General features: G+C 54.5%; 30 protein-coding genes, 1 tRNA gene, 1 other RNA gene and 1 pseudogene. 19 read left to right on the top strand and 14 right to left on the bottom strand.

Annotated elements, in window-relative coordinates; all coding sequences use genetic code 11:
- The first annotated feature begins 275 nt into the window (after positions 1-275).
- A complete protein-coding gene (locus AAC060_RS11290; protein WP_339826206.1) occupies positions 276-1343 on the top strand; it encodes an aromatic ring-hydroxylating dioxygenase subunit alpha in 1068 nt (355 codons plus the stop codon).
- Positions 1340-2392, top strand: coding sequence for an amidohydrolase family protein (locus AAC060_RS11285; protein ID WP_339826204.1), 1053 nt, complete (start codon positions 1340-1342; stop codon positions 2390-2392). Before AAC060_RS11290 ends, AAC060_RS11285 begins: the two co-directional genes overlap by 4 nt.
- Positions 2393-2466: 74 nt before the next feature.
- On the opposite strand, the gene AAC060_RS11280 is transcribed toward AAC060_RS11285, so the two are convergent.
- The 4 genes from AAC060_RS11280 to AAC060_RS11265 form a co-directional block, all read right to left on the bottom strand.
- Positions 2467-3375: a LysR family transcriptional regulator gene (locus tag AAC060_RS11280; RefSeq protein ID WP_339826200.1), complete on the bottom strand. Its 909-nt coding sequence runs from the start codon at positions 3373-3375 to the stop codon at positions 2467-2469.
- 88 nt (positions 3376-3463) lie between these two features.
- Positions 3464-4495, bottom strand: a complete 1032-nt coding sequence (locus tag AAC060_RS11275; protein ID WP_339826198.1) for a fumarylacetoacetate hydrolase family protein — start codon at positions 4493-4495, stop codon at positions 3464-3466.
- A gap of 42 nt (positions 4496-4537) precedes the next feature.
- Positions 4538-5062 carry a cytochrome b gene (locus AAC060_RS11270; protein WP_339826195.1) on the bottom strand — a complete coding sequence of 175 codons (525 nt, stop codon included), beginning with the start codon at positions 5060-5062 and terminating at the stop codon, positions 4538-4540.
- A 34-nt stretch (positions 5063-5096) separates the two neighbouring features.
- Positions 5097-6029, bottom strand: coding sequence for a VOC family protein (locus tag AAC060_RS11265; RefSeq protein WP_339826192.1), 933 nt, complete (start codon positions 6027-6029; stop codon positions 5097-5099).
- A 220-nt stretch (positions 6030-6249) separates the two neighbouring features.
- On the opposite strand from AAC060_RS11265, the pseudogene AAC060_RS11260 reads away from it, so the two are divergent.
- Positions 6250-6849, top strand: a pseudogene (locus AAC060_RS11260) (FAD-dependent oxidoreductase).
- A 224-nt stretch (positions 6850-7073) separates the two neighbouring features.
- Here AAC060_RS11260 and AAC060_RS11255 read toward each other — a convergent pair.
- Positions 7074-7150, bottom strand: a tRNA-Pro gene (locus tag AAC060_RS11255).
- A 201-nt stretch (positions 7151-7351) separates the two neighbouring features.
- Between AAC060_RS11255 and yajC the strand changes: the two genes are divergently transcribed.
- Genes yajC through AAC060_RS11235 form a run of 4 tightly spaced genes read left to right on the top strand, consistent with a single transcriptional unit; the run spans position 7352 to position 10680 of the window.
- A complete protein-coding gene (gene yajC, locus AAC060_RS11250; RefSeq protein WP_339826189.1) occupies positions 7352-7684 on the top strand; it encodes a preprotein translocase subunit YajC in 333 nt (110 codons plus the stop codon).
- A gap of 27 nt (positions 7685-7711) precedes the next feature.
- Entirely contained in the window at positions 7712-9316 is a 1605-nt protein-coding gene (secD, locus tag AAC060_RS11245) for a protein translocase subunit SecD (RefSeq protein ID WP_339826187.1), read from the top strand.
- A complete protein-coding gene (secF, locus tag AAC060_RS11240; RefSeq protein WP_339826184.1) occupies positions 9313-10296 on the top strand; it encodes a protein translocase subunit SecF in 984 nt (327 codons plus the stop codon). The genes secD and secF overlap by 4 nt, the downstream gene beginning before the upstream one ends.
- A gap of 3 nt (positions 10297-10299) precedes the next feature.
- Positions 10300-10680, top strand: coding sequence for an Mth938-like domain-containing protein (locus AAC060_RS11235; RefSeq protein WP_339826182.1), 381 nt, complete (start codon positions 10300-10302; stop codon positions 10678-10680).
- On the opposite strand, the gene AAC060_RS11230 is transcribed toward AAC060_RS11235, so the two are convergent.
- Both AAC060_RS11230 and AAC060_RS11225 read right to left on the bottom strand, forming a co-directional pair.
- Positions 10677-11855 (bottom strand): glycosyltransferase, encoded by a 1179-nt coding sequence (locus tag AAC060_RS11230; RefSeq protein ID WP_339826180.1) that lies wholly within the window; start codon positions 11853-11855, stop codon positions 10677-10679. The two genes, AAC060_RS11235 and AAC060_RS11230, sit on opposite strands and share 4 nt — an antisense overlap.
- A gap of 24 nt (positions 11856-11879) precedes the next feature.
- Positions 11880-12443, bottom strand: a complete 564-nt coding sequence (locus tag AAC060_RS11225; RefSeq protein ID WP_339826177.1) for a helix-turn-helix transcriptional regulator — start codon at positions 12441-12443, stop codon at positions 11880-11882.
- A gap of 86 nt (positions 12444-12529) precedes the next feature.
- On the opposite strand from AAC060_RS11225, the gene AAC060_RS11220 reads away from it, so the two are divergent.
- Entirely contained in the window at positions 12530-13051 is a 522-nt protein-coding gene (locus AAC060_RS11220; RefSeq protein ID WP_339826174.1) for a DUF6456 domain-containing protein, read from the top strand.
- On the opposite strand, the gene AAC060_RS11215 is transcribed toward AAC060_RS11220, so the two are convergent.
- Entirely contained in the window at positions 13052-14866 is a 1815-nt protein-coding gene (locus AAC060_RS11215) for an ABC-F family ATP-binding cassette domain-containing protein (protein WP_339826171.1), read from the bottom strand.
- A 128-nt stretch (positions 14867-14994) separates the two neighbouring features.
- Here AAC060_RS11215 and AAC060_RS11210 point away from each other — a divergent pair, with 128 nt between their 5' ends.
- The 5 genes from AAC060_RS11210 (at position 14995) to AAC060_RS11190 (ending at position 19156) form a co-directional block, all read left to right on the top strand.
- Positions 14995-15852, top strand: a complete 858-nt coding sequence (locus tag AAC060_RS11210) for an aminotransferase class IV (RefSeq protein WP_339826169.1) — start codon at positions 14995-14997, stop codon at positions 15850-15852.
- Between the two features lie 16 nt (positions 15853-15868).
- Positions 15869-16582 carry an SIMPL domain-containing protein gene (locus tag AAC060_RS11205; RefSeq protein WP_339826165.1) on the top strand — a complete coding sequence of 238 codons (714 nt, stop codon included), beginning with the start codon at positions 15869-15871 and terminating at the stop codon, positions 16580-16582.
- A 68-nt stretch (positions 16583-16650) separates the two neighbouring features.
- A complete protein-coding gene (locus tag AAC060_RS11200; RefSeq protein ID WP_339826163.1) occupies positions 16651-16959 on the top strand; it encodes a PepSY domain-containing protein in 309 nt (102 codons plus the stop codon).
- A 116-nt stretch (positions 16960-17075) separates the two neighbouring features.
- Positions 17076-17741, top strand: coding sequence for a response regulator transcription factor (locus tag AAC060_RS11195; RefSeq protein WP_339826161.1), 666 nt, complete (start codon positions 17076-17078; stop codon positions 17739-17741).
- A gap of 95 nt (positions 17742-17836) precedes the next feature.
- Complete coding sequence (locus AAC060_RS11190) at positions 17837-19156, top strand: HAMP domain-containing sensor histidine kinase (RefSeq protein WP_339826158.1); 1320 nt, start codon at positions 17837-17839, stop codon at positions 19154-19156.
- Here AAC060_RS11190 and AAC060_RS11185 read toward each other — a convergent pair.
- Positions 19153-19437: a chorismate mutase gene (locus AAC060_RS11185; RefSeq protein WP_339826156.1), complete on the bottom strand. Its 285-nt coding sequence runs from the start codon at positions 19435-19437 to the stop codon at positions 19153-19155. The two genes, AAC060_RS11190 and AAC060_RS11185, sit on opposite strands and share 4 nt — an antisense overlap.
- Positions 19438-19552: 115 nt before the next feature.
- On the opposite strand from AAC060_RS11185, the gene AAC060_RS11180 reads away from it, so the two are divergent.
- A complete protein-coding gene (locus AAC060_RS11180) occupies positions 19553-20566 on the top strand; it encodes a polyprenyl synthetase family protein (protein WP_339826153.1) in 1014 nt (337 codons plus the stop codon).
- A 24-nt stretch (positions 20567-20590) separates the two neighbouring features.
- Positions 20591-20869 carry an ETC complex I subunit gene (locus AAC060_RS11175; protein ID WP_339826150.1) on the top strand — a complete coding sequence of 93 codons (279 nt, stop codon included), beginning with the start codon at positions 20591-20593 and terminating at the stop codon, positions 20867-20869.
- A gap of 27 nt (positions 20870-20896) precedes the next feature.
- Here AAC060_RS11175 and AAC060_RS11170 read toward each other — a convergent pair whose 3' ends face one another.
- The 4 genes from AAC060_RS11170 to AAC060_RS11155 are packed head-to-tail and all read right to left on the bottom strand — an operon-like array spanning position 20897 to position 23500.
- Complete coding sequence (locus AAC060_RS11170; RefSeq protein WP_339826353.1) at positions 20897-21388, bottom strand: NUDIX hydrolase; 492 nt, start codon at positions 21386-21388, stop codon at positions 20897-20899.
- 29 nt (positions 21389-21417) lie between these two features.
- Positions 21418-22095, bottom strand: a complete 678-nt coding sequence (locus tag AAC060_RS11165) for a hypothetical protein (protein ID WP_339826148.1) — start codon at positions 22093-22095, stop codon at positions 21418-21420.
- Positions 22095-22880, bottom strand: a complete 786-nt coding sequence (locus AAC060_RS11160; protein ID WP_339826351.1) for a TPM domain-containing protein — start codon at positions 22878-22880, stop codon at positions 22095-22097. The genes AAC060_RS11165 and AAC060_RS11160 overlap by 1 nt, the downstream gene beginning before the upstream one ends.
- A 29-nt stretch (positions 22881-22909) precedes the next feature.
- Positions 22910-23500 (bottom strand): LemA family protein, encoded by a 591-nt coding sequence (locus AAC060_RS11155; protein WP_339826146.1) that lies wholly within the window; start codon positions 23498-23500, stop codon positions 22910-22912.
- A gap of 144 nt (positions 23501-23644) precedes the next feature.
- Between AAC060_RS11155 and mscL the strand changes: the two genes are divergently transcribed.
- From mscL to ssrA, 4 genes are all read left to right on the top strand, one after another.
- Positions 23645-24070, top strand: coding sequence for a large conductance mechanosensitive channel protein MscL (gene mscL / locus AAC060_RS11150; RefSeq protein WP_339826143.1), 426 nt, complete (start codon positions 23645-23647; stop codon positions 24068-24070).
- 273 nt (positions 24071-24343) lie between these two features.
- A complete protein-coding gene (locus AAC060_RS11145) occupies positions 24344-24574 on the top strand; it encodes a hypothetical protein (RefSeq protein WP_339826141.1) in 231 nt (76 codons plus the stop codon).
- Between the two features lie 164 nt (positions 24575-24738).
- Positions 24739-25005 carry a hypothetical protein gene (locus AAC060_RS11140; RefSeq protein WP_339826139.1) on the top strand — a complete coding sequence of 89 codons (267 nt, stop codon included), beginning with the start codon at positions 24739-24741 and terminating at the stop codon, positions 25003-25005.
- 69 nt (positions 25006-25074) lie between these two features.
- Positions 25075-25465: a transfer-messenger RNA gene (ssrA, locus tag AAC060_RS11135) on the top strand.
- Between the two features lie 91 nt (positions 25466-25556).
- Here the strand turns inward: ssrA and AAC060_RS11130 are convergent.
- Positions 25557-25787: a hypothetical protein gene (locus AAC060_RS11130; RefSeq protein WP_339826137.1), complete on the bottom strand. Its 231-nt coding sequence runs from the start codon at positions 25785-25787 to the stop codon at positions 25557-25559.
- Positions 25788-25877 lie beyond the last annotated feature (90 nt).

The following is a 25877-nucleotide window of genomic DNA, read 5'->3' as shown; positions in this document are numbered from 1 at the left end:
ACGCAGAATAGGCAGTATTGCTGCACGCGCGATCCTCGGATTGATCGTCGGAGTATCATGGCTGACCGCATTGGCAGAATCGATAATCGCAATAATATGTATCGCCTTTGTAAATGCTTCGGTCTGGCAGCTGAGTGCTACATGCTATGAGCGCACCTTATATGAGTTATGACGTAAAACGCTTTTCACAGTCTGCCGCTCGTGAGTAGTGTTCGGAAAAAGCAATTGTGCATCCTGTGACCGCAAGGTGCATACCGACAGCATTGGAGAGTGACTTGGCTTACCCTTTTTCTTCCGACCAAACGATGGTCCGTAACCGCTGGTATATAGCGGCCTTCAGCGATGAGATTACCCGCGAGCCTATGGAGCGGACCATATTGGGCAAGCCAGTTGTCTTTTACCGCACCGAAGCCGGGAAGCCTGTAGCGATGTACGGGATTTGTCCCCATCGGTATTTTCCGCTCGCGCAAGGCCGACTGGAAGGGGATGCCATCGTATGCGGCTATCATGGGTTCAAATTCGACTTTGACGGCAAATGTATCGAAATCCCGTCGCAAGGAACCGGCGCCGGATTCTGCCAGCCATCCTACCGGATCGAAGAGCGTGGGTCTTTATGCTGGATTTGGATGGGGGACCCCGATATTTGCGACCCCGCTTCGATCCCGCCCTATGAGGATTTCGGCCTAGATCAGCCGGGATGGTATGATAGCTCGTATAATTATTGCCATATCAAAGGCCGGTCACAGTTGCTCGTCGACAATCTGCTCGATCTGACCCATTTGCCCTATGTTCATCATCATATCCCCGGTGCGGAAGGTATGAAAGATCCGAAGCTGCGCGAGGAAGAACGCAGCGGGTTTTTCAATCTCATTCGGGAGATGCCGCTTCGATGGAATCCGTTCCATGAACTGATTTACGGAAAAGAGGCCAAGTTCGAGGGCGAGGCCTGGGTTGAAAATGCATCGGCAGTATACGGGCCAGAGTTAATCAGAACCGGTCTCGGCACGATCCAGTCCATTGATGGCGATACCAATGTTCCGCCGGAACTCGGCACCATCCACATATTGCATGGCATAACGCCGGAAACCGAAAATTCGGTGCACTATTTTGGATTTTCCACTCGTGATTTCCGGGCGGGCGACAAAGGCTTGGACGAGTTCCAGCTAAATTCAGACGTTAAGATTCGCGGGCAAGACAAGGTTGCGATCGAGGCCGTTGAGTCGCGGTTAGACAAGTCCGCAGAATTGCAGCAGGAACTGCTGGTCAAGTCTGACATAGGCGCGGTCAAGGTCAGAAAAATGATTCAGGCCATGCTTGATGCTGAAGTCAGTCAGCCGGCATGAGGGAGGAAATCTCGACTTGCGGGCATGAACTGAAACCGGTTCCCGTGGAACAGCGGGGAAAACATTTGGTGGTGGATATCCATGCCCATCTGAATGTGCCGTCAGCCGATGCCATGATCCGCTCCGAATTCCCCAATCCGCCAAATCCCATGGCTTTCATGTCGCCGGCGTCGATGAAGGTGAACGGGGCGATGTTCGGAGAAATCGGCAAGAAACTGAACGGCGTTGATGACCGTATTGCCGACATGGACCGGCTGGGCGTGGACATGCAGGCGATCAGCCCCTCGCCGGGGCAATATTATTATTATGCGCCACCAGATCTTGGCCGGGATGCTGCGCGCGCGATCAATGATGGTATCGCAGACGCCGTTGGACGGCATCCGGACAGGTTGACGGGTCTAGGCACGGTCCCGCTTCAAAATACCGAAATGGCAGTCACCGAGTTGCGGCGTTGTGTGAATGATCTCGGTCTGCGCGGGGTAGAAATCGGGACCATTGTGAATGGTGACGAGTTGGCGAATGATCGCCTGCGACCGTTTTTCGCCGCTGCAGAGGAGCTCGGAGTGCTGTTATTCATGCATCCGCTGGGCTTCTCCCACGGAGAACGACTGGCGGAACATTATCTCGACAATATCATCGGCAATCCTTTAGAAACCTCAATCGCGCTCAGCCATCTGATCTTTGGTGGCGTGCTCGATTCCTATCCCGGGCTGAAACTGTGTGTGGCGCATGGCGGAGGTTATCTGCCAGGCTATTGGGGGCGGATGGATCACGCCTATCGGGCACGAGAAGATTGTCGCCAACATATCAGCCGCGAACCTTCCAGCTATCTGAGGCAAGTTTGGCTGGATACACTGGTGTTTGATCAAGACCAGTTGGATTTTCTTGTGAAAACCCATGGTGCAGACAAGTTGTGCTTGGGCTCAGACTATCCCTTTGACATGGCGGAGCCGGATCCCGTGGGGTTTCACCAGAATTTGGAAGATGCTGACAAGGCGTGTATATTGGGCCTGAATGCCGCGGACCTGTTGGGCCTCAAGCTCGGCTAGGCTCGAATTTTCAATCCATTCTTTCGGTAGAACATGAGTTAAATGTCATATGCAAGCTCGAGAGATTTGATTTGTTAGCTTTCCAGGTTTTTTGCTAGTTCCTTCAATCGCCGGACAACCCAGCGGACAGCTTCGTCATTTGTGTTTTTAGCAGACCACTGGGCCACTTCACGAACTGTTGGGAATTTAAATGGCAGCTCATATATTTTGATAGGAAGTGTACCGCTGATTTGATTAGCAAGATGTCGATGGATCGTAGCAATCCGATCGGTTTTGATTACAAATCGGGGCACTGATGCGAAACTAGGTGCGAAGGTTTCTACGTTTCTATTTATTCCAATTCGGCGCAAAGCGGTTTCGTCGAAGCCTCGGGCGTTGTGATTCAGCCGTACTGAGACGTGTCCCAATTGTTCGTACAACTCGCTTGTCAATTCCCCCTTGATGTGCGGATTCTCTTTCCAGCTAATGACGACGAAGTCTTCATCGTACAGAAACTCGCTGGGCAGATTGGCATCAATCAGATAATCAAGCGCGATGATTATGTCGGTTTGGCCGCGCTGAAGCATAGCCACAGGATCCTCCGTCAACGGAAGCACGGTAAAGCGCATATTGGGAGCTTGTTTGGAGAAGAGACCAACCGCTTCAGTCAATAGAACATGTGCGACAACATCGATCGATGCAATGGATATGGCCCGGTTGGACACAGCAGGGTCGAACTCTTCCGGCGTCAATATGGTTTCGCGGATAAGCGATAGCGCGTCCTTTACCGGTTTTATCAAAGTCTCGCCGCGAGGTGTGCACTCCATTGTGCGACCCGACGACACCAGCAGATCATCTTCAAAAAATTCGCGCAATCTGCTCAAAGCGGCACTGGCTCCAGACTGGCTCAGGTGGAGCCGTTCCGCAGCCTGCGACACGCTTTGCTCCTCGAGCAAAGCGTCAAGCACGACCAGTAGATTGAGGTCAAGTTTTTCAAATCGCATAGCCATGAAAGGTTAGCACCCAAGTTGGAATGCAGCAATCATGAAACGTCTGACAATAAGATCACAGATAAGATAGCTTTTTGCTGCTTTACCAATCAGTTATGAAAGGGCCAAAGGTCGGCTCTCTTCCGCCGGTTTCTTCGGCAACGACATTATTCACCTGCCTGCCAAGATAAGTGATTTCACTTTCGACAACGTCCCCTGGGCGCATCCATCTGTTACCATGCGAAGCACCGTTGCCGGGAGGCGAACCAGTGATCAACAGATCGCCGGGCGTGAGCCTGATGCGTTCGGAAGCATAAGATAAAATTTTCTCGGGCGGAAAAATCATGTCGCTGATCGGCCAGTCCTGCATGGTTTTTCCGCTCAGTGTTAGCTTGATCTGGACTTTGCTACGATCGACAAATTCCTTGGGCACGGCAAAGGGTCCCAATGTCTTGAAATTCGGTTGATGCTTGCTGACCCAGTCATAGCCAAATTTTATGTCGGCGCGCCGGAATTCATCTACAGTACCGATGTCGTTGCACATCACATATGCCGCGATAACATCGTCAGCCTCTTCCGGCTTCAGATATCGTCCTGTGTTTTTTGTGATAACTCCGAACTCGAGTTCCCAATCGGGATGTTCTCCGATTAGCGGCAGGATGATGTCGTCATTTGCTCCGCAAAGTGAAGAGTGCAGGCCGGTCCAGAAAAACGGCATGCCCTCGGTTGCGCGCCGGTCTACTTCGGCCAGGTTTCGTGCATAGAAAGATTCATCACTTTCTCCCGGTTCCCGCTTGTCCTGATTGAACTTGTTGTGCGTCATCATCTCTGCCACGTGGGCACGATAGTTTGATCCGGCACACAACATATTCGGATGCGCGACAACCGGCAGCGCCTTCAATTCCTCGAACCGCAGCACCGGCTTGCCCTTCTTGGTGGCCAGATCGTTCAGGCCGTCACCCGCCCGATCCCAGTCGGAAAATATGGCGTGGGTATCATAATATGTTTCGGAAAGGTCGAATACGGTTCCGTCCGGAAGGACCAGGCCGGGAAATTGCTTTCCGTTTGCGGTTTCATATGTTCCTATTCCGAAGCTTCCTTCGGCGAGGCCTGTAGTAGCATTGAAATTTGTCATCGAGTTATCCTTTTGGGTTGAGAGGTGCGACAGATAGTCGCGTTACCGGCGGGCCATCCTCGGAAGGATGTCGTCCCGATTGATAAATTGGTGTTTGAAAGCGGCTGCAATGTGCAGAATGACCAATGCAATCATGAGCCAAGCGCCGATTTCGTGAACTTCATGTGCCCCGCCCGCGGATGCGATGTTGACTGGAACCGGCAGAAACGGGATATCGAAAAGGCCTGCCTCTATCGGATGGCGTTTGGGAAAAGCCGAAGTCATCCACCACCCCGACAGCGGCATGGCCAACAGCAGTATGTAAAATAAAATGTGGACGGCCTTGGCAGCAGTGCGGAGGGTTCGCGTCATAGTTTCAGGTAAAGCAGGGGGCCGATGGGTGAGCCGCCACAAAATACGCGCCACTGTCAGTAGCAATATCGTGATGCCGACCAATTTATGGGCGTTGGTCGCTGTGTCGTGGAGTGCTGTTTTTCCGGAGCCCCCGAACAGAATGAGCGGAATGGTGATCAAAATCAAAGCCGCGATGAGCCAATGCAACCAGGCAGCAACGCGCGTATACCGCACGGGCGCTGATCCTGTTCCTGGCGCCTCGTCGGTCCTAGTCTGCAAAATAGGCCTCCGCTGGTTCCGAACTCCAAGCGTCCATCTCATGCGTCGAAATGTCGTGATGCCCGGTCTCATGCTTGTCGTTCAGCAGGTCGGTGTCAGTGAAAGTTTCGAAACGGTAGCGGTCAGGGTCGAACCAGACATCGAACACATGACAACCCAGTGGATGCCGGCCTATGCCCCAATTGGGCTCCCAGCCTCTCGACAAAAGCCACCGGTGAGCCCGCGCCTGAGCCTCAAAATCTTGCGCTTCAAAGGAAATATGATGGAGATCGGTCTTATCTGATTGCGCAAGAAAGACGGAATGGTGGTCGACCCATTCCTCCCCGCGATCGATCCTGAGGAATGCCACGACCGTATGGTCGGGTTTCCCGGGTATGTGCATGGAATCGCTGATCTTCAGACCGAGGGTTTTTTCAAACCATTCCGCGCTTGCCTTATAGTCCTTCACGTACAATCCGAGATGCCCCAAACGGTACAGCGCAGCCGGACCGAGCGGACGGGTGCTCTGTGGATCCGCGAAGCGTGTACGTAATGCAGGCGTATTTAAACGGAGCTCAGGTTGAACTTCCTGCGGAGTATCGCCTTCAATGCCATATACCAAGTCAACCTTTAGGCCCTCCGGGTTCGTAAGCGTCACTCCCAAACCTCCGCCCGGCGTTTCGAGCTTGCAGATTTCGCTGGCCCCGTGTTGGCTTACAGCATTCTCTAAATCGCTTTCATCATCAACCAGAAAGCCCAGAGCGCTAAATCCCCGCTCACCTCGTTCAGCTTTGTAGCACCATGCATCGCCACCGCCGGTTTGCATTATGAAATGATCGTCACTCTTCTCAACGGTCCGAAGTCCGAAATCTTCGGCGAATTGCCGCGTCTTCTTAATATCAGGGACTGTGAAGGAAACATGATGGAGTGATCGGATTGCCATATTTATCTCTCTTGCTGCTTTGCGGCGCACCCAAGCGCTACCTTTAACGTGATCGCAAATTCAACGTTCAGGCTTTGGATTGCAAACCGTTGTCAAAAATAGCAGCTATTTTGCGAAACGATTTCCTGGAGTGGTCGATTTTACTCATTATTATGGGGGCTCGTGAGAGATTAATTTGGATTATATTGTAGCCTTGATGCCGTGAAACGTTAGATCAACAATGGATTTTGTCATGAATTACAACGTTGTTATCGTGGGTGCGGGCCACGGCGGAGCACAGGCCGCGATTTCGCTTCGTCAGCGCAATTTTTTGGGCTCCATCGCCATTATCTGCGATGAGCCAGAATTGCCTTATGAGCGACCTCCTCTTTCCAAGGATTATTTCGCTAGCGAGAAACCATTTGAGAGGATCATGATTCGACCAGCGCAATTCTGGGACTAACGCAATATCAAGTTGATTCTTTCAACACGCGTGGTTGGGGGAGACCCAGCAAAGAATATTGTGGTCACGGATGATGGTGTTGCAGTAAGCTAGGAAAAACTCATTCGAGCTACCAGAGCAAGCCTGCGTAAGCTGGCGCTGTCCCGCCTTAATATGGGCGGCACCCATTATGTCCGGACCCGGGCGCATGTTGATGCGATGATAGATGATATCAACAATGTTAAACTGGCTGTCGTCATCGGCGGCGGGCATACAGGACTGGAAGGAGCTGCGGTTCTTCGGAAACTGGGTAAAGAGGGCATGCTGAATCTAGGGTCAGTGCCATGCACCTTGTTACGGATTCATCCCGAATTTTTCTTGTTATACAGAGCAATATAGATAATTTTGCTTGATATCCCGAACTGACACGTCGGCGCCACCAGTAGGTTTGGCCTCGCCGATAAATGCTCACGTGCGATCGACCGTTACTCGGGAGCAAGGCGTGTGCCTAGACAATTTGCACATCAAGGCAAACGACTTGGAAATCTGTTTTCTCAACCGCATGTTGGGACGTTCGCAAAGTCGAGGAAAACTGCGGTTTTTGGTTAGGAAAGATAATCAATTGGTCGGGACGAGAGGATTCGAACCTCCGACCCCCACACCCCCAGTGTGATGCGCTACCAGGCTGCGCTACGTCCCGACCGAGGCTGCGCATATATGGAGGTCGATGGGGCTTGGCAAGTCGTTTACGTCCGGATTCCAACCTTTCGTGAATACGGATTTCATTGCACGCTCGGCAAGCGCGTGATAGGCGCGCGCATCATTTGAATTGGCTGTTCGGGGGCTTGAAATATGAGCCGGGCCAGCACACATAAAAATTTGCAATTATCGGGACGGATTCATGACAAGTATTTCTATATTATCTGCAGCAGCTGGCGCTGGTGGTGCCGGAAGTTTTCTGATGTCGATCATGCCGCTGGTGCTGATCTTTGCGGTTTTCTATTTTCTGCTGATCCGTCCGCAGCAAAAGAAGATGAAAGAACATCAGGGCAAGATCGGTGCAGTTAAGAAGAATGACGAAGTCGTGACCGGTGGCGGACTTGTTGGCAAGGCTGTCAAGGTTGACGATGAATTTGTAGAAGTCGAGATCGCCAACGGTGTCCGCGTCAAAGCGGTCAAGGCTACCCTGACGGATGTCATGCCACGCGGTGGTGCCAAACCTGCGAACGATTGAACGCGGTGATATAGAAAGTTAGTTTCAATGCTCGATTTCCCGCGCTGGAAAGTCATTTCCATTTCCCTGCTGCTGGCCTTTGGCGTGATGATGTCGCTGCCCAGTCTGATTGGCGAGAGTGGTCAAAAATACTGGCCTAGCTTTTTACCGAATGAAACCATCAATCTGGGGCTCGATCTCCAGGGCGGCAGCCATATCCTGCTCGAGGCAGATCCGGCCGATGTCGCGACGACCCGTCTCGAGACGATGGAAGAATCTGTGCGGGCGGAAATGCGCCGCGCAAACCCGCGGATCGGCATTGGTGATATTTCCCGCAAAAACGGCGTTTTGAGCTTCATGGTCCGCGACAGCACCCAGGTCGATGCCGCCCGCGAAGCAATCCTTCCGCTTACCAGCGGCGCCGGCCTGACCGGTCAGCGCGACTGGGATATCGAAGTGCGCGATGATACGCGCTTTGTCCTGACCCCGACCGCAGCGGGTCTGGAAAATGCCGTGGAAAATGCGATGGAAACGGCAACCGACGTCATCCGCCGCCGGATCGATGAAATGGGTACACGCGAACCGACGATCCTCCGGCAGGGAGGCAACCGGATTGTCGTACAGGTACCGGGACTCGAAGATCCCGAGGCGCTGAAGGCATTGCTCGGACAGACTGCCAAGCTTGAATTCAAACTGGTTGATTTTGAAGCAGATCCCAATGCAGTGGCGGAAGGTCGCCCACCGGTAGGCAGCCAGATTTTTCCCTATCCCGACAATCCTACCGGCTTGCCGAATATCGCGGTCAAGCGTCTTGGCGGGATTAGCGGCGACAAGCTGACCGACGCCGGTCAGGGCTTTGACCAGCAAACCAACGCAGCGGTCGTCAATATTACCTTTGATAGCGAAGGCGGTTCGAAATTTGCCCGTCTGACCCAGAATAATGTCGGTCGGCCCTTCGCGATCATTCTTGATGGCAAGGTGCTTTCTGCGCCCAATATCAATGAACCGATCCTTGGCGGTTCGGCTCAGATTTCCGGTAATTTTACGGTCGAAGGCGCTAACCAACTGGCGATTGCACTGCGATCCGGTGCGCTGCCGGTCGAGCTGAAGATCGTCGAGGAGCGCACCGTCGGCCCCGATCTGGGCAAGGATTCGATCGACAAGGGCGTGATTGCCGCGACAATCGCCACCATCGCCGTACTGAGCTTCATGGTTGTGACCTATGGCCGCTTTGGCATGTATGCCAATATTGCGCTGGCGCTGAACCTTTTTATCATTGTCGGAGTCATGGCGATGTTCAACGCCACGCTGACATTGCCGGGTATCGCGGGGTTCGTTTTGACCGTCGGGTCTGCGGTTGATGCCAATGTGCTGATCAACGAGCGAATACGCGAAGAGCGCAGGCGAGGGCGACGAGTGATCCAGGCAATTGAGGTCGGTTACAAGGAAGCCTCCCGGGCCATTCTCGATGCCAATGTGACCAATGTCATTGCCGGTATATTGCTCTTCATGTTCGGCTCCGGTCCCGTCAAAGGTTTCGCGGTGGTTCTGATGATTGGTATCGTTTCTTCCGTATTTACCGCCGTCGTTGTCACCCGGATGTTTGTGGTGCTCTGGGTAAGACGAGCCCGTCCGCAGGAGTTGGTAATATGAGATTGCTCAAACTTGTCCCGGACGACACGAATATCGGTTTCCTGAAATGGCGCAATATCGCCATGGCCTTCAGCATCCTGACGATCATAGCATCGATCGGTCTGGTCGCTGCCAAAGGACTGAATTTCGGCGTCGATTTCATCGGCGGCCAGATGATCCAGGCAACATTTACCGAGACCGAGACAGCGCCGATTCCCGAATTGCGCGACCGTATCGGCGGGCTTGGCTATGGAGATGCAACGATCCAGCGCTTTGGCGATGACAATGAGGTGTCGATCCGGATGCGGCTGCCGGCTGATGCAGAATCGCGTCCGGAAGCAGCCAATGAAATGACAGAAAAGATCGTATCGACGATCAAGGCCGATTATCCCGATGTCCGGATTGATGGCGTGGAATCGGTCTCCGGTAAAGTGTCGTCGGAGCTTTTCGAAACCGGCGCCTATTCGTTGCTGTTCGCGATGATTGCGATTTCCATCTATATCTGGATACGTTTTGAGTGGCAGTTCGGTATCGCTTCGCTGTTCGCATTGGTCCATGATGTCGCCCTGACATTCGGCCTGTTCGCGCTCACGCAGATGGAGTTCAATCTCAACACCGTCGCGGCTTTGCTGACAATTATCGGCTATTCGCTCAACGATACCATCGTCGTGTTTGACCGGGTTCGTGAGAATCTGAAGAAATATCGCAAGATGGATATCATCGCCTTGCTCGACCTCTCGGTAAACGAGACGCTGGCGCGGACGGTGATGACCAGCCTGACCATGCTGATCGCGCTTGGCGGCTTGATCATATGGGGCCCCGATGTGATTTTCGGTTTCTCCGTGGCGATGTTCTTCGGCGTATTTGTCGGTACCTATAGTTCGGTCTACATGGCTGCTCCTATCCTGATCTGGTTTAAGGTTGGCACGGACACATTTGTGCCAGCGGAGTCAGGCAATGACAAAGCCGAGAAAATGGACGGACCGGAGCAGATTGGCTGACCGTTGGTAGAGCTGCGTAAAGACGTCGAGTTCACCGGGCCGGTCATCACCGGTTTTACGGCTGAGGGTTTCAAGATCGGTGACCAGCGGTTCGAGCAAGGTCTGCTGATTTCGCCGGAACAGGCCGTTGGCTGGGCTGGCTCGACTCTGGACAGGCTGAATCTCGAGGAGATATTGTCGACTTTGAACCTGTCTCCCAGACCGGAATTCCTGCTGCTTGGTAGCGGCCCGTCAATGCTGCAACCGCCCGCCGCCTTCCGGCGGGAAGTGGAAGCGGCAGGCATGGGGCTGGAAGTCATGGACAGCCGCGCTGCAGCGCGGACATGGGGCGTGTTGCGGGCCGAAGAGCGCTGGATAGTCGGCGCATTTCTGCCGCTCGCCTAGTTCTTACCGGTGACGCGGTGCAATATCGCCTGCAACTGGTCACCGTTATTTTTCCAGCTGAACTTGCTAACCGAGGACCGCACCAGCTCCTGCGCAGGCGGTTCGGCCAGGATCGCCTCGGCAGCATCCACAATCGCTTCTGCAGTCTGATCGACGACCCGTCCGGCAAACGCACTAGTGATGAGTTCCCGCGCTCCGCCTGCTTCGCTGATGATCACCGGCGTACCGCAGGCGAGGGCCTCGACCCACGCATTGGCTAGCCCTTCGGATTTGGAAACCAGAATAGCGATATCCGCCGTTGCGGTCAGATGCGGCAGTTGATCATGCGGCACGTTGCCCAAAAAGCGGACGCGGTCGGCAACACCCAATTGCTTGGCGAGGGTGCGGTAAGTATGCTCTTCCTCGCCCAGGCCGGCGAGCATCAGCGTGGCGTCTGCAAAGCGTGCCAGAGCCCGGATTACCAATTCCTGGTTCTTGCGCGCGATCAGCGCCCCGGTGGTGATGAACAAAGGTCCGCTGATGCCCAGTGCTCGCTTTGCAGCCACTCGATCGATGGGCTGGAACTTGTCCTGATCGAGTCCGGTATAATGGACCGATATTTTGTCCACATCCATACCGAGCGCGACCATATCCTGCTTCAGCGCTTCGGATACCGCTAGCAGCGCGCTGGCCTTCTGCGCCGCGTGCAATATCTGAAAGCGGCATTTCGGATCGACGCTCCAATGATGGATGTCAGCGCCGCGCGCCTTTATCGTGAAGGGAATCCCAAGCGCATCGGCCAGCCGCATCGCAGCGGGGCCATCGGGGTAGAAAAACTCTGCGTCGATCACATCAAATGGCGATTGCTCGTGCAGCTTTCTTACCAACGGCAGCAGTGTCTCGGCTATCCTTCGCGGATTACTGCTGCCACCAATCTTCGGGATCAACCTGAAACGGGGGCGGTAAACATTGAGTCCGCGCCATTGTTCATGCTCGGGCAAATCGGCCAGCGCTTGATATTTCCCAAGCCTGCTCAGCGGCCAGGGCGGTATCCCGACCGGATTGATGACGGTTACGTCGATTGCCGGGCGTCCCGCCAGTTCTGCGGTTTGCCGCTCGACAAATATCCCGAAATTGGGGGCCTCCGCATTCGGGAACAAGGTCGACAAGGTGAGGATGCGAAGCGCTTTGGTCATGGCATTCTTCCTAGCACAGAGGCCCTAAAGGTCCCTTACCAGCCGTACCGCGACCCCGATCCATTCCGGATCGCTGACAATCTGTTGCCGCGCACCGCTGCCGAGAGGCAGTATCTGCAGCCGATTGCCTTCGCGCCCGATCAGACGACCAAAAAGATAGCGTCCGGCGGGGCGAGGGACCAGCACATCTCGATTGAGCGCGCCGCTATATTGATCTGCGGTACGCCGTGATAGCCAGACATCGTCGCCGGCACGATAATCACCGACGCTGCTCTTGACCCGCAACGCGATCATTGCTGGCTCGATCGTGGGCTGATAGATATTCTCGGTCTTGCCTAGGGCGTGAGCCCCCTTGTGGTCGAGCATAGCTGCGACCGGTAGCTCTTCCTGATCCGGTAAGGACAGGAGCGTCGCACTGTCTACGCTCAGGGCATCGGCAATCCGGTTGAGCCAGCCGAGCGACAAGGTCCGCGTGCCGGTCTCCAGTCGCCCGATGGTTTGCGCGGTCGTCGGGGGAGTGCATCGTCCCGCTACGTCGTCCAGCGTCAATCCCTTGGCCTTGCGAACATCTCTGATACGGCTGATCATATCTATCTCCAAACCTATATGGTTTTATTCTTTCCTACAATATAGCGAGGATGGCAAGAGCATAAAATCACCAATTAGGAGATATCATGCCAATGAAAGCCGCCAAAATTCAGTCGGGCCCTCGTTTTCTTGCGGAGCGTGCGCTGCCGCAGGACGGGGAAGATCGGCATAGCCGCGAACCAAATCGGAAGCGTGCGCGGAGCGTTACGGTGAATCTGGCGGAATCGCCATTGGGCTGGCTTCATGCCAGAGGTCATTTGTCCGACCGGCAATTTGATGCCGGCGAAAAGCTGCGGGCCGACTGGGAAAGAGCCAATCTGGCACCGCGCGTCACGATGCGCTGGGATGCAGCGCCAGTCACAGGTGGAAAACGTGGTGCGTCCGCGATGTTGAACGAGTCCGAGGCGCAGCTGGCGGCAAAGCTCCGCTTTGAAAATGCCATCGAGTATTTGGGCAGTGACCTGTCAGATATCGCCTGGCGGATTATTTGCGGCGGGGAGGGGGCACCGGTTGCGGAAAAGAATCTCGGCTGGCCTGCGCGGTCCGGAAAACTGGTGCTGAAGATCGCACTGGACCGGCTGGCGAATTTCTACCGGTTGCCGGGCTGATCAGCTGTTGGCCAGCTGCTCTACTTCTTCCGCCAGCTCCAGCCAGCGCATCTCGGCAGTATCTTTCTCGTCAATCAGCGCGCTATTCTCTTTGGTCAATTGCTCGAACTTCGCGAAGTCGCGTACATAAAGTTTGGGATCGGCGAGCGCCTGTTCAATCTCGGTCATACGCTGGTCGATTGCCTCGATCCGGTCCGGCAACTGGTCATAATCGCGCTGGTCCTTGTAGCTCAGTTTCTTGCTCGGGCTGCTCGAACGAGAGGCTGGTTTGCTGGAAGACTGGGCCGGTTTCGATGCTGTTTTCTGGTCCGAATCGTCCTGTTTGCGCTTGGCTTCCCATTCGGCATAGCCGCCTGCGATAACATCCACCTTGCCGCTGCCATCCAGTCCCAAAGTGACGGTCACCGTACGATCTAGGAAATCACGATCATGGCTGACCAGTAGCACGGTGCCCTCGTAATCGGCGATCACTTCCTGCAAAAGATCGAGTGTTTCGAGATCGAGGTCGTTGGTCGGTTCGTCAAGCACCAGCAGATTTGACATGCGGGCAAATTCACGCGCTAATAGCAGCCGTGACTGTTCGCCGCCCGATAATGTTCCGACTCTCGCGTCGATCAGTGTGGGTGCGAAAAGAAAGTCCTTCAGATAGCCCTGAACATGCTTCTTGGTACCGCGCACATCGATCCAGTCGCTGCCATCGGCCAGGATATCGCGGACCCGTTTGTCCGGCGTCAGCAAGCTGCGCTGCTGATCGATGAAAACACCGTTCAATGTCTTGGCGAGCGCAACGCTGCCGGTGTCCGATTCCAGTTCCCCGGTCAGCATCTTCAGCAAGGTAGTCTTTCCCGCGCCATTCGCCCCGACAATGCCGATCCGGTCGCCGCGCTGGATACGCAAGGAGAAGTCGCGAATGATAACGCGTTTGGCATCCCCTTCACCGAAAGATTTGGATATATTGGTCGCAGTGATAACCGATTTGGTTCGGCTGTCGTCGCTTTCGGCCTGCAGCTTGGCCGCGCCCGCCGGACCGATCATCGCGGCACGCTGGGCGCGCATTTCCCAAAGCTTCTCGAGCCTTCCCTGATTGCGCTTGCGCCGTGCCGTAACACCGCGCTCGAGCCAATGGGCTTCGAGTTTCAGCTTCGCGTCGAGCTTCTCCGCCGAGCGGGTCTCGTCCGCATAGATTTTTTCCATCCAGGCATCATAGCCGCCAAAACCGACGTCCAGCCGCCGGATAGCACCGCGATCGAGCCATAATGTCTGCTTCGTCAACCGGGTTAGAAACGTCCGGTCATGCGAGATGGTTATAAACGCGCCCTTGTAACGACCGAGCCATTCTTCCAGCCAGTCGATTGCGCCGAGATCGAGATGGTTGGTCGGCTCATCGAGCAGCAGCAGATCCGGCTCCGACGCCAAAGCCCGGCAAATCGCCGCACGGCGTTTCTCGCCGCCGCTCGCCTTGTCGGCGCGTATCGAAAGGTCGGTCCCGAGCTGGTCAGCAATGGCTTCGACTTCATGCAGAGCCGGTCCCATATTCCCTGACAGGGCAAAGTCGCGCAATGTCTCAAACGAGGTAAGATCAGGTTCCTGCTCAAGCATCACTATATTGACGCCTGGCTGGATTACCCGTTTTCCCTTGTCCGATTCAATCTCGTCGGTGATCAATCGCAGCAAGGTTGTCTTGCCGGCGCCGTTACGCCCGATCAGTGCCAGCCGGTCACGCGGCCCGACGTGCAGGTCGAGGTCACGGAACAGCCATCCTTCGCCCTGATGGAGGGAGAGATTTTCGTACGAGAAAATGGGTGGTTGTGACATGGTTCCCGCGCGTTAGGGGCAAGCGGGCTTTTGCTCAAGCCTTCTCTTTTAGACAAAGGCCATTGACCTGCTGTGGGATATCGGATTGTTAGGGGCAAAATCGGCAATTTTGGTGATAGGTACGGGGTTTGCAAACAGTCTATCTGAACGGCGATTATGTTCCGAAGCTATCAGCCAAAATCTCTATATTTGATCGCGGGCTGCTGTTTTCCGACGCGGTTTATGAAGTGATCTCGGTCATTGGTGGCCACCTGATTGATATGGAGCGTCATATCGCCCGGCTGGAACGATCGCTCGGCGAACTGTCGATCAATGCCTTTGCCAATTGGGCCGCGATATCCCGGAATCTGGTAGCGGAAAATGGCTTGAAGGAAGGCTTGGTCTATCTGCAGGTCTCGCGCGGGGTGATGGACGAGCGGGAATATCGCTGGCCGACTCCGGATACCGCTCCGACGATATTCGCCTTTGCCCAGGAACGGGCGCTGGTGAAAAATCCTATGGCTGATCGCGGGATGCGGATCATTACCCGGCCCGATTTGCGCTGGCAGAGATGCGATATCAAGACGACGCAGCTGCTCTATGCATCGCTGATGAAAATGGAGGCCGTGGCCGCAGGGGTCGACGATGTCTGGATGACACAGGATGAGATGGTCAGTGAAGGGACTTCCCAGAATGCGCATATTATCAGCCGGGAAGGGGTGCTGATTTCGCATCAGCTTGACCGCCGTATTCTGCCTGGCGTCACCCGCATAGAAATGCTCGCACAGGCAAAATCCATGGAACTAACGGTCGAAGAACGCGCTTTCTCGGTTGACGAAGCAAAAAATGCAGCGGAAGCCTTTGTTACGTCATCTACGTTGCTTATTATGCCAGTCGTCGAGATTGACGGGCACAAGATCGGAGACGGCGAGCCGGGTGAACAAACAGGAAAAATCCGGCAAAACTATTTAGCTGCCGTTCAGAGAGCTTCGTCTAGACCGAACTGAATTAATGGAGATAAATATGAAACTATCGATCTTGCTGGCTGGAGCGGCCATGGTAATCGCCCCGATGAATGTCGCGCAGGCTGCAAATGTAGAGATTGTCGCTCAAAGCCCGGTGATCGAACTTAGCGTGTCGGAACAGGTCGACAGCGCACCCGACACTGCAACGTTCAGCACCGGTGTAGAAACGAAAGCGCCGACCGCGACGCAGGCCCTGCGCGACAATTCAGTGCAGGCGCGTGCAGTAATCGACCGGCTAAAATCGCTTGGCATTGCCGAAAAGGATATTCAGACTACGGGCATCAATCTGCGGGCGGATTATGATTATGACCAGGAAAGCCGGGAAAACCGCTTTGTCGGTTATGTTGTTTCCAATCAGGTTTCTGCGACCGTGAAAGATATTTCCAAACTCGGCAAGATCCTCGATGCGATTGTCAGCAGCGGCGCCACCAATTTAAACGGGCCGTCTTTCTCGATCAGTGATGACAGCAAATTAAAAGATGTCGCGCGGGAGCGTGCGCTTGCCAGCGCTAAGTCGCGGGCGATGAGCTATGCTCGCTCCGAAGGCTATTCCGGCGTGCGAGTGCTGTCTATCAGCGAGGGCATGTCAAACCAGTCGGAGGCACCAATGATGCGGATGGAGGCTTCCGCTTCGAAATCTGCTCCGCCTATTGCTCCCGGGCAGGTCGGAACGGTCGTTTCGCTCAACATAACATATGAAATGACTCGTTAATCGAGCCATCCATAGCCCGAACCTGCCATTCACCTGATGTTAAAACCGCCGAGCCTAGAAAGGGATTGATGTTGAAGAAAACCACTCTTTTATCCCTTCTTGTGCTCGGCGTAGCGGCGGTTGCACCGCAAATGGCGTCGTCCAAGGATCGCCGTGGCGAGCAGAACGAAGCGCGCGCGCAAATGATGGCGGGCAAGGTGAAGTCGATTCGCTCGATCGAGAACCAGATTTTGCCGAGAATGGCGGGTAGCGAATATATCGGGCCGGAGTTTGATCCGGGTGCGCAAGTCTATCGGCTGAAGTTCATTCGGGACGGGCGGGTTGTGTTTGTTGATGTCGATGGCCGGACCGGCTCAATCTTGCGCCAGACGCGCTGAGCAAGATTGGCTATTTCCAGATTTTCTGAGTCCCGTATTTTCTAATAACATTGTGCGTTTTCGGGATGGTGATATAGGCTATCCCACAGAAACAGGCATTATTTCGGAGGACAAGCATGCGCGTCTTGATCGTTGAAGACGAACCCACGCTGGGGCAACAGCTGAAATCGACACTGGAAGCCAATGGCTATGCCATTGATCTGTCGACAGACGGCGAAGACGGCCATTTCATGGGTTCGACCGAGGACTATGACGCAGTGATCCTCGATCTCGGCCTCCCCGAAATTGATGGCCTGACCGTGCTCGATCGCTGGCGCAAAGAAGAACGCAATTTTCCTGTGCTGGTGCTGACCGCTCGGGATAGCTGGTCGGACAAGGTCGCGGGACTGGATGCCGGTGCCGATGATTATCTGGCAAAACCGTTCCAGACCGAAGAATTGATCGCCCGGCTGCGCGCGCTCATTCGCCGTGCCTCGGGCAATGCCTCCTCGGAACTTACCGCAGGAGCCGTGCGGCTCGACACGCGATCGGGAAAAGTGACGCTCGACGGCAGTCCGGTCAAGCTGACTGCTCAGGAATATAAGCTCCTGTCCTATCTTATGCATCACAAGGGCAAGGTAGTGTCGCGTACCGAACTGATCGAGCATATTTATGATCAGGATTTCGACCGCGATTCAAACACGATCGAAGTCTTCGTCACCCGCATTCGCAAGAAACTGGGTGCGGACGTCATTTCGACAATTCGGGGGCTTGGCTATAGTCTAGAGGATCCCGAAGCCTGAATGAGCCAGCCCAGATAGATCTTCCGGTCGATGAAAAGGCACCGACAACCGATATTCGGCTGAGCACCCGGACCACCGGTTCTCTCGGTCGCCGGATGATCGGGATCGCTGCGGCATGGATTGTCATCCTGCTGTTCGGCGGCGGTTTCGCTCTGGACCGTGTGCTGAACGATGCGGTGACCCGCAATTTCGACAATCAACTGGAATATGTGCTGACGGCGATGATCGCTTCGGCCGAAATCGGTCCCGATGGCGAGGTTTTTCTGAACCGGCCGCTGGGGGACCAGCGTTTCCTCGAGCCCAATAGCGGCCTTTACTGGCAGATCAGCGGCGAGGGCCATGATGACTTTCCCTCCCGCTCCCTGTGGGATCGTACTCTCGAATTTAACAGCAGCCATGACGACCGCGAAACCCATATCTACGATAGCAAGCAATTCCCGGACGAACCGCTGCGGTTGCTTGAGCGTACAATCATCCTGCCGGACTCCGATACAAAATGGCTGTTTCAGGTGGCGCAAAGCCGCGATGGTCTTGATAGCCAGATTGCCAATATCCGTTCGATTCTGGTCAACAGTTTCCTGATTCTCGCGCTCGGATTGATCGGCATGGCGGCGCTGCAGACGCTCTACGGCCTGTGGCCGCTGCGCAAGATCCGCATTGCCATCGCAGCGATGCGGACCGGGCAACAGCGTCGGGTGGTCGAACCGATGCCGAATGAAGTGACGCCCATGGTCGATGAACTCAACGCTTTGCTCGACCATAATGAAAAGCAGGCAGAGGAGGCGCGGCGGCACGCCGGTAATCTGGCGCATGCGCTGAAAACCCCGCTCACCGTGATCATGAACAGTGCCACCGCCAAAGCCGACGATCTGGCTGATACAGTGATTCGCGAAGCGGGCGTGATGCGGCGGCAGGTCGACCACCATCTGGCGCGCGCGCGGGCTGTGGGCAGGCGGGGCCATGCTCACAGCCGGGCCAAGGTCTGGCAAAGCCTGCAAGCCGTAGAACGCGCGGTCGGACGTCTCTACCCGCATGTCCGAATCGATATTGATGGCGACAAGGATGCGGTTGCCTCGGTCGAACGTCAGGATCTTGACGAGATGATTGGCAATCTCGTCGAGAATGCCGCCAAATATGGCGGCGGGAGTGTATTTATCACCGTCGAAACCACCAAGAAATTTGTCGAGTTGCTGATCGAGGATGACGGGCATGGGATTCCCGAGAAAGATCGCCAGCGCATATTCGATCGCGGTGCCCGGCTCGACAGCGGCAAGCCCGGCACGGGGCTCGGCCTCGCCATTGTCCGGGATGTCGCAGAAATTTACGAGGGTTCGGTATCGCTGGAGGAGAGCGAGGATCTCGGCGGTTTGCTGGTACGCTTGCGACTGCCCAAGTGCGAGATCGTCGAGGGTTAGTCGGTTTCGCCGCGGATCCGTTCGTGGTGGCGAATTACTTCATCGATGATGAAACGCAGGAATTTTTCCGAAAATTCGGGATCAAGATTGGCGTCGCTGGCCAGCTGGCGCAGACGGGCAATTTGTTCCTGCTCTCGACCCGCGTCGGCCGGCGGCAGATCATTTTTGGCTTTATATTCGCCAACCGCCTGGGTCACCTTGAACCGTTCGGCGAGCATGAACACCAGCGCCGCGTCGATATTGTTGATGCTTTCGCGAAATTGTTGCAGCTTTTCGTCCATGTTTCGTCGCCCGATTATCACCACTTCGGATTTTGTCCCAGATGAGCGGGGCGCAACCGAACCGGTCCTGATTTCACTTGCCTTATCCCTAGTGACTTGCCACATCCGGTGCAACATGTCAGCAACGGTCCATCATCTCGGGCGGGATTCCGCACCATCGCTTGAACCCCTCATGTCACTGGTCGCCAGCGATATGAATCAGGTCAACAGCGTGATTCTCGATCGAATGCAGTCCGAAATTCCCCTTATTCCGAAACTTGCGGGTCATCTGATTGCCGGTGGTGGCAAGCGCATGCGCCCGATGCTGACCCTCGCGGCGGCAAAGCTGATCGGATATCCGGGCGACCGTCATTTTAAACTGGCCGCCGCGGTCGAGTTTATTCATACTGCTACTTTGTTGCATGATGATGTTGTCGATGGTTCCGACCTGCGGCGCGGAAAAGCAGCTGCAAATCTGATTTTTGGCAATCCGGCCACCGTATTGGTGGGCGATTTCCTGTTCAGCCGGGCTTTCGAACTGATGGTCGAAGACGGATCGCTGAAGGTTCTCAAGATTCTTTCCAACGCCTCGGCCGTGATCGCCGAAGGCGAGGTCAATCAGCTGACCGCCCAGCGCAAGATTGATACCAGCGAAGATCGTTACCTCGATATCATTGGGGCAAAAACAGCTGCATTATTTGCCGCTGCCAGCCGGATATCTGCGGTTGTGGCCGAATGTGACGAAGAAGCCGAACTGGCGCTCGACAGCTACGGCCGCAATCTCGGCATTGCATTCCAGCTGGTCGATGACGCGATCGATTATAGTTCTGATCGCGAAACCATGGGCAAGGACGCCGGTGATGATTTCCGCGAAGGCAAGGTGACCCTTCCGGTTATATTGGCTTATGCACGGGGCAGCGAGGAAGATCGCAAATTCTGGAAAGATGCCATCATCGGCCATAAATCCTCGGATGAGGATCTTGCGCGCGCAACCGACCTGCTGCGTTCGACCGGCGCGATTGATGACACGATGTCGCGAGCGCGCCATTATGGTCAGCGCGCGATCGATGCACTGGGTATATTCACTTCCGGAAAAGCCCGTGAAGCGATGACCGAAGCAGTTGAATTTGCTATTTCCCGCGCTTATTGAGCCGGTTCAGGACAGGAACAGAAAATGGCCGCAAGAATTTATCAAATCCCCAGAAATGCGATGCAGTCCGGCAGGGCTTTGACCGACAAGTGGGTGCTGCAATTTGAGCCGTCAGAAGCGCGCAAACCCGATCCCCTGACCGGTTGGGCAGGCTCTGGTGATACTCAGCGGCAGGTGGAACTGAGCTTTGATAGTTGCGATGCCGCTAAAGCCTATGCCGACAAACATGCGATTGATTATGCGGTAATTCCGACACCGCATAAGACCCTGAAAATTCAGGCTTACGCTGATAATTTCCGCTAAATCGCGCTTTATTTTGCACGGTTCTGTCTAAGAAAACGGGAAGAACAGCAAAAGTTTTACGTCGATCGCAAGGCCGGCCTGGCGTTTTGTTTCAATAAAATCATTGAGCGCGGTCAGCGCAACCCGGTGGACAATGATATCCTCTCCGTCCACTCCGCCACCGTCGCTGACTTTGGTCAGTCCGCTCGCCTTGAACAGCGAGAAACTCTCGGACACCATTCCCGGCGAGGAATAAAACTCGCCGCAATCCTCTATTGTCGCAGCACGATAGCCGGTCTCTTCTTCCAGTTCGCGGATCGCCGCTATCGACCCGTCTTCTTCGCTATTGTCATCATGATCGCCAACCAGCCCGGCAGGAAGCTCGATACAGGATTTCCCCAGCGGAACGCGATATTGCTCGACGAGGAGGACATGGCCGTCGTCAATCGCGAGAATTACGGCGGCGCGGATGCCGCGGCTGCGCGAGACATATTCCCATTTGCCTTCGCGCTTTGCCGTGATGAACCGGCCTTCCCACATGATCTCGGTTTTTGCGCCGTTGTCGGTGCTCAAAGTTCGATCAATCTGTCGGGCAGTTCATTCGGGTTCTGATCGGTCTTGGGGAAATGTTCGGACAAGACAACGCCCATCTGGCGGACGGCTTCGGCCATGCCTTCGCCCGGTGTGCCGGCGCGTACCAGATCGATCATCGCAACCATTGCGTCGCCCCAAATGGCGGGTTCTACCTTTGCGACAATGGCTTCGTCGGCCACGATTTCCGCGCGATGTTCGCGCATCGACAGATAGAGCAATATGCCGGTGCGCCCAACCGTCCGGTGATCGGTAGAAACCCGGAACAGTGATATCGCCCGTTTGCGCACACGCGCTTTTTTTATCGGTGCCGGGATCAGGATGAAAAGTAACGGCTTCCAGATCAGGATAAGGCGCGTCCCGAAGAACTTCAGCGCGGTGAAAACGAACAAAGCCCAATAGGGCAGGGCGGATATTCCGCTCCAGCCGCCGGTAAACCAGTCGATGATGTTCAAATAGATTTGCGGGAACAGGCTGACCACGAGCAACGCGGTAAGCGCGACCAGTCCTGATATAACCCAGGTTACATCACCATAATGGTCGGATTCGCCGGTCACGATGGTGACGATTTCGCCATCGGTCGATTTCTCGGCCAGCGAGACTGCGGACGTGACGGCCTTATGGTCGTCGGGTGTAAACTGGTTCACTTTGCTCATTACCAGCCCCCCGATGCGCCGCCGCCGCCAAAACCGCCGCCGCCTCCGCCAAAACCGCCGCCACCGAAGCCGCCGCCGCTACTGCCGCCACCACCCCAATGTGATCCACCCCCCCATATGACCACCGGACCGGCTCCATGACGATAACGTTTACCACCGCGATTGGAGAACATTGGAATGATCACAAAGAAGATAAGAATGAAGATCCAGAAAATCCCGAGGCCGATATTCTCGCCATCGCCCTTGCCAGCTTGCTGTTCGGCCTGTTGTGCGAAGGCGCGGGCTTCTTCCTCTGGAAGAGCCAGTTGGGTCGATATGCGATCGACCCCTGCGATTATGCCTGCGGCCATATCACCGCTGCGAAATTGCGGAAGAATATCATTCTGTATGATGATGCTCGACAACGCATCGGTCATGATGCCTTCCAGACCGTAGCCCACTTCGACGCGAACCTTGCGCTCATCGGGTGCGACCAGCAGGATCAGGCCATTATCCTTTTCGGTCTCGCCTTCGCCATCCTGACCGATGCCCCAGGTTCGCCCGAGCTGATAGCCATAGTCGGCGATATCATAACCTTCGAGACTGTTGACCGTCGCGACAACCAGTTGCCGATTGGACTCGGTTTCCAGCGCAGCCAGCTTTGCCGTGAGTGCAGCTTCTTGCGCAGGATCGAGCAAATTAGCCTGATCGACAACGCGACCAGTGAGTTCAGGGAAGCTTTGGGCAAAGGCGGGGCTGGCGATCGCCAAAAAGGCAATCACCAGACCGAAAAGGACCGTCTTCAATGGCAGAATGGACCGAAGTGCAATCACCCTTAAAAGCTAACTTTAGGCGCTTCGTCAGCGCCTTCTGTGGTTGCTGCAAAGGGTTCCATTGGCTTGGCGCCGTGGATAATTTTCGCGCCGATAATATCCGGGAAGGTCCGGATCGTGGTATTATACTCACGAACCGCTTCGTTATAATCGCGGCGAGCGACATTAATCCGGTTTTCCGTGCCTTCCAGCTGGCTTTGCAGCGCGAGGAAATTCTGGTTGGACTTGAGGTCGGGATAGGCTTCGACGGTCGCCATCAGGCGCCCTAGCCCTTGAGACAGTGCGCCTTGTGCTGCGGCAAATTCCTGAACCTTCGCGGCGTCGCCAAGATCATCGGCGCTGAGCTGAATGGAAGATGCCTTCGCCCGGGCTTCAACAACGGCTGTCAGGGTGTCCTGCTCTTGCGTCGCAAAGCCTTTCACGGTTTCCACCAGATTGGGAATCAGGTCGGCACGGCGCTGATAGGTGCTTTCGACATCGGCCCATTTGGCTTTTGCATTTTCTTCCGCCGTCGGCACGCTGTTGATTCCGCAGGCGCTTAGCGACAAGGCCACGGCAGGAACCACCAGAAATTTGATCAGTTTATTCAGCATGTTTGAAATCCCTCCATCCACACGGCGATACGCCGCACCACTTTGTAAAAATAGGTATCTACTGCCACTTTTGCAACGACTTCCCTCGACTATTTTGGGTTTTTCATGCATTTACACGCCTTTAGAAATTGGAAGGTAAGTCATATGTTAAACGAGTTTAAGGCCTTTATTATGAAGGGCAATGTGCTCGATCTGGCGGTAGCCGTCATTATCGGTGCGGCTTTTGCGACGATTACCACTTCATTGACCGAAGATGTAATCATGCCGATTGTCAGCGCCATATTCGGCGTACCCGATTTCTCCGGAATGTTCATTCTGCTCGGATCGCCACCCGCCGATTATGCCGGTGCTATGACCGATTATGCCGCGCTGAAGGAAGCGGGTGTTCCGATGCTCGGCTGGGGCCAGTTCCTGACCGTCGTGATTAATTTCGTCATTCTGGCGTTCATCATCTTCATGATCGTTCGCTATGCCAATAAGATGATGAAGAAGGCGGAAGAGGAAGCCGCTGACCCTGGACCAAGCGAAATTGATCTGCTGACCGAAATCCGGGACAGCCTGAAAAAATAGCAATTCAGAATCTCCAATATCGCCCCTTTTGCTGCGTGGTTTGTGTAACACAAAACATGCATCGCAAAAGGGGCGATATTTGTTTCTGAAGCCTGCAGATTTACGTGGCGCGTGCCATAAATGCACACCGAAATATGAATAATATTGTTTATCTTACAATGAGATAAATGATGATCGCATTTTTTGAGATACATTCGGATTTTTCGATCCTATAGGCTCGCTCGGCTGGATTGATTCTCAGCCAATTTGAACGACTATAGGGGACTAATTATTATGCGTAAATTCGCTGTTCTGGCTGCATCAGCAGCCGTATTCGCTTTGAGTGCCTGCAATGCTCCAGCTGAAGACGCTGTAGTAACTGACGAAGTTGCAACCGAAGAAGTTGCACCTGCTGAAGACGCTATGGTTACTGAAGAAGTTGCTCCGGTTACTGAAGAAGCAACTGCTGAAGCTGCTCCTACCGACGCTGAAGCTGCGCCTGCAGACGCAGCCGTTACCGAGTAAGCTACACTAGCCGAAATTCCCTTGGGGGAACTAGAGGAGGGTCAACCGGGCAACTGGTTGGCCCTTTTTTTGTTTTTTTATATGATCGGGAACCATTCTTTCCTCGACAGGTTGATATCGCCGAGGAGACATTTTTTGCTCCTTCTAATTGACGAGGGATTATTATGCGTAAATTGATGATTTTGACCGCTTCTACTGCTGCATTGGCGCTAAGCGCCTGTGCACAGGAAGATACCAGCGGTGCAGAAACCGAAACCGAAATGCAGGCTCAGGAAGCCGAAATGGAAGCAGATCGGTTGGACGAAGCTGCTGATGCGGCTCCGACTGAAGCCGGCGAAGAAATGATGGAAGATAAAGCCGCCGCAATGGAAGATAAGGCTGACGTCCTGGAAGACAAAGCCGATGCGGAAGAAGGCGCTCTCGCCCAGTAATTACGAATTCCCTTTGGGGAACTAGAGGAGGGTCAACCGGGAGACCGGTTGGCCCTTTTTCTTGTCTGTGCACTGTTCATTCAGATTTATATCCCTATATAGGGACTGTCCGTTTCGGCGGACTATGGTGATAAATGATGGCGTGTAATAGACACTACGGACCCGGGGGCAGTACCCGGCGGCTCCACCATTTCAGGTGATTTGCAGCAATGCAGGACGCCTTTGTTGATGGGGCCGAATTAGGATCGACGGGTGTTCAAAAACGTTATTTTTGCCCGGCCTGAGTATGCCGTGATTGCTCAAAACCTATAAGTGCAAATGATAATGAAGCACTCGCTATCGCTGCCTAACCCATTGACCTCACGGTCATAAGTTAGAAAGCTACGCGCGGTTGAACCCACCGGGCAACAGAAGGGAATTCAGCGGTTTGGAAGGCACCGGGCAACAGAAGCCTTCCACTTTATCCAATATGACAGCAGAATCGCAGGGATCGTTCGAGAAGTGGAGGGTCGGGAGATAGCCATGTCGTTATCGTGGGGCAGCGGGATGATTTAATATTCGGACCCGTAAGTTCTGTGCAACTCGATCGCTTCGATCATCTTGGCGCCGGCCATGAAAACCGCGCCGGTCGTTGCCAGAAACAGCATTTTTCCACCCCATCCGGGATATTGGGCCAGATAGATCTGGCCACGCGCTACCGCACCAGTGGCAAGGGCATAGGTGATCAGAAAAACCTCAAATTTCGTTTTGATAATGAACAAACGTCTGATTTTTCTCCACATGTAATTCTAGTAGCAAGCCCCGTGCCAATCCCAGAAATGCGACGTTTCCTGCCGTAAAATATAGTAAACTGTAAGTTAATCCGACATTAG

Source organism: uncultured Parasphingorhabdus sp. (genome assembly GCF_963975555.1).
Classification (GTDB): Bacteria; Pseudomonadota; Alphaproteobacteria; order Sphingomonadales; family Sphingomonadaceae; genus Parasphingorhabdus.
The sequence above is the reverse complement of the archived record's forward strand: the minus strand, read 5'-3'. Positions and strand labels throughout refer to the sequence as shown.

Bases quoted from the DNA above. Each gene is read 5' to 3' on its own strand.
- AAC060_RS11285 (WP_339826204.1), top strand. From the start codon at position 1,340: ATGAGGGAGGAAATCTCGACTTGCGGGCATGAACTGAAACCGGTTCCC.
- AAC060_RS11280 (WP_339826200.1), bottom strand. From the start codon at position 3,375: ATGCGATTTGAAAAACTTGACCTCAATCTACTGGTCGTGCTTGACGCT.
- AAC060_RS11275 (WP_339826198.1), bottom strand. From the start codon at position 4,495: ATGACAAATTTCAATGCTACTACAGGCCTCGCCGAAGGAAGCTTCGGA.
- AAC060_RS11265 (WP_339826192.1), bottom strand. From the start codon at position 6,029: ATGGCAATCCGATCACTCCATCATGTTTCCTTCACAGTCCCTGATATT.
- yajC (WP_339826189.1), top strand. From the start codon at position 7,352: ATGACAAGTATTTCTATATTATCTGCAGCAGCTGGCGCTGGTGGTGCC.
- secD (WP_339826187.1), top strand. From the start codon at position 7,712: ATGCTCGATTTCCCGCGCTGGAAAGTCATTTCCATTTCCCTGCTGCTG.
- secF (WP_339826184.1), top strand. From the start codon at position 9,313: ATGAGATTGCTCAAACTTGTCCCGGACGACACGAATATCGGTTTCCTG.
- AAC060_RS11230 (WP_339826180.1), bottom strand. From the start codon at position 11,855: ATGACCAAAGCGCTTCGCATCCTCACCTTGTCGACCTTGTTCCCGAAT.
- AAC060_RS11225 (WP_339826177.1), bottom strand. From the start codon at position 12,443: ATGATCAGCCGTATCAGAGATGTTCGCAAGGCCAAGGGATTGACGCTG.
- AAC060_RS11220 (WP_339826174.1), top strand. From the start codon at position 12,530: ATGCCAATGAAAGCCGCCAAAATTCAGTCGGGCCCTCGTTTTCTTGCG.
- AAC060_RS11215 (WP_339826171.1), bottom strand. From the start codon at position 14,866: ATGTCACAACCACCCATTTTCTCGTACGAAAATCTCTCCCTCCATCAG.
- AAC060_RS11205 (WP_339826165.1), top strand. From the start codon at position 15,869: ATGAAACTATCGATCTTGCTGGCTGGAGCGGCCATGGTAATCGCCCCG.
- AAC060_RS11200 (WP_339826163.1), top strand. From the start codon at position 16,651: ATGTTGAAGAAAACCACTCTTTTATCCCTTCTTGTGCTCGGCGTAGCG.
- AAC060_RS11195 (WP_339826161.1), top strand. From the start codon at position 17,076: ATGCGCGTCTTGATCGTTGAAGACGAACCCACGCTGGGGCAACAGCTG.
- AAC060_RS11190 (WP_339826158.1), top strand. From the start codon at position 17,837: ATGATCGGGATCGCTGCGGCATGGATTGTCATCCTGCTGTTCGGCGGC.
- AAC060_RS11185 (WP_339826156.1), bottom strand. From the start codon at position 19,437: ATGGACGAAAAGCTGCAACAATTTCGCGAAAGCATCAACAATATCGAC.
- AAC060_RS11180 (WP_339826153.1), top strand. From the start codon at position 19,553: ATGTCAGCAACGGTCCATCATCTCGGGCGGGATTCCGCACCATCGCTT.
- AAC060_RS11175 (WP_339826150.1), top strand. From the start codon at position 20,591: ATGGCCGCAAGAATTTATCAAATCCCCAGAAATGCGATGCAGTCCGGC.
- AAC060_RS11170 (WP_339826353.1), bottom strand. From the start codon at position 21,388: ATGTGGGAAGGCCGGTTCATCACGGCAAAGCGCGAAGGCAAATGGGAA.
- AAC060_RS11165 (WP_339826148.1), bottom strand. From the start codon at position 22,095: ATGAGCAAAGTGAACCAGTTTACACCCGACGACCATAAGGCCGTCACG.
- AAC060_RS11155 (WP_339826146.1), bottom strand. From the start codon at position 23,500: ATGCTGAATAAACTGATCAAATTTCTGGTGGTTCCTGCCGTGGCCTTG.
- mscL (WP_339826143.1), top strand. From the start codon at position 23,645: ATGTTAAACGAGTTTAAGGCCTTTATTATGAAGGGCAATGTGCTCGAT.
- AAC060_RS11145 (WP_339826141.1), top strand. From the start codon at position 24,344: ATGCGTAAATTCGCTGTTCTGGCTGCATCAGCAGCCGTATTCGCTTTG.
- AAC060_RS11140 (WP_339826139.1), top strand. From the start codon at position 24,739: ATGCGTAAATTGATGATTTTGACCGCTTCTACTGCTGCATTGGCGCTA.
- AAC060_RS11130 (WP_339826137.1), bottom strand. From the start codon at position 25,787: ATGTGGAGAAAAATCAGACGTTTGTTCATTATCAAAACGAAATTTGAG.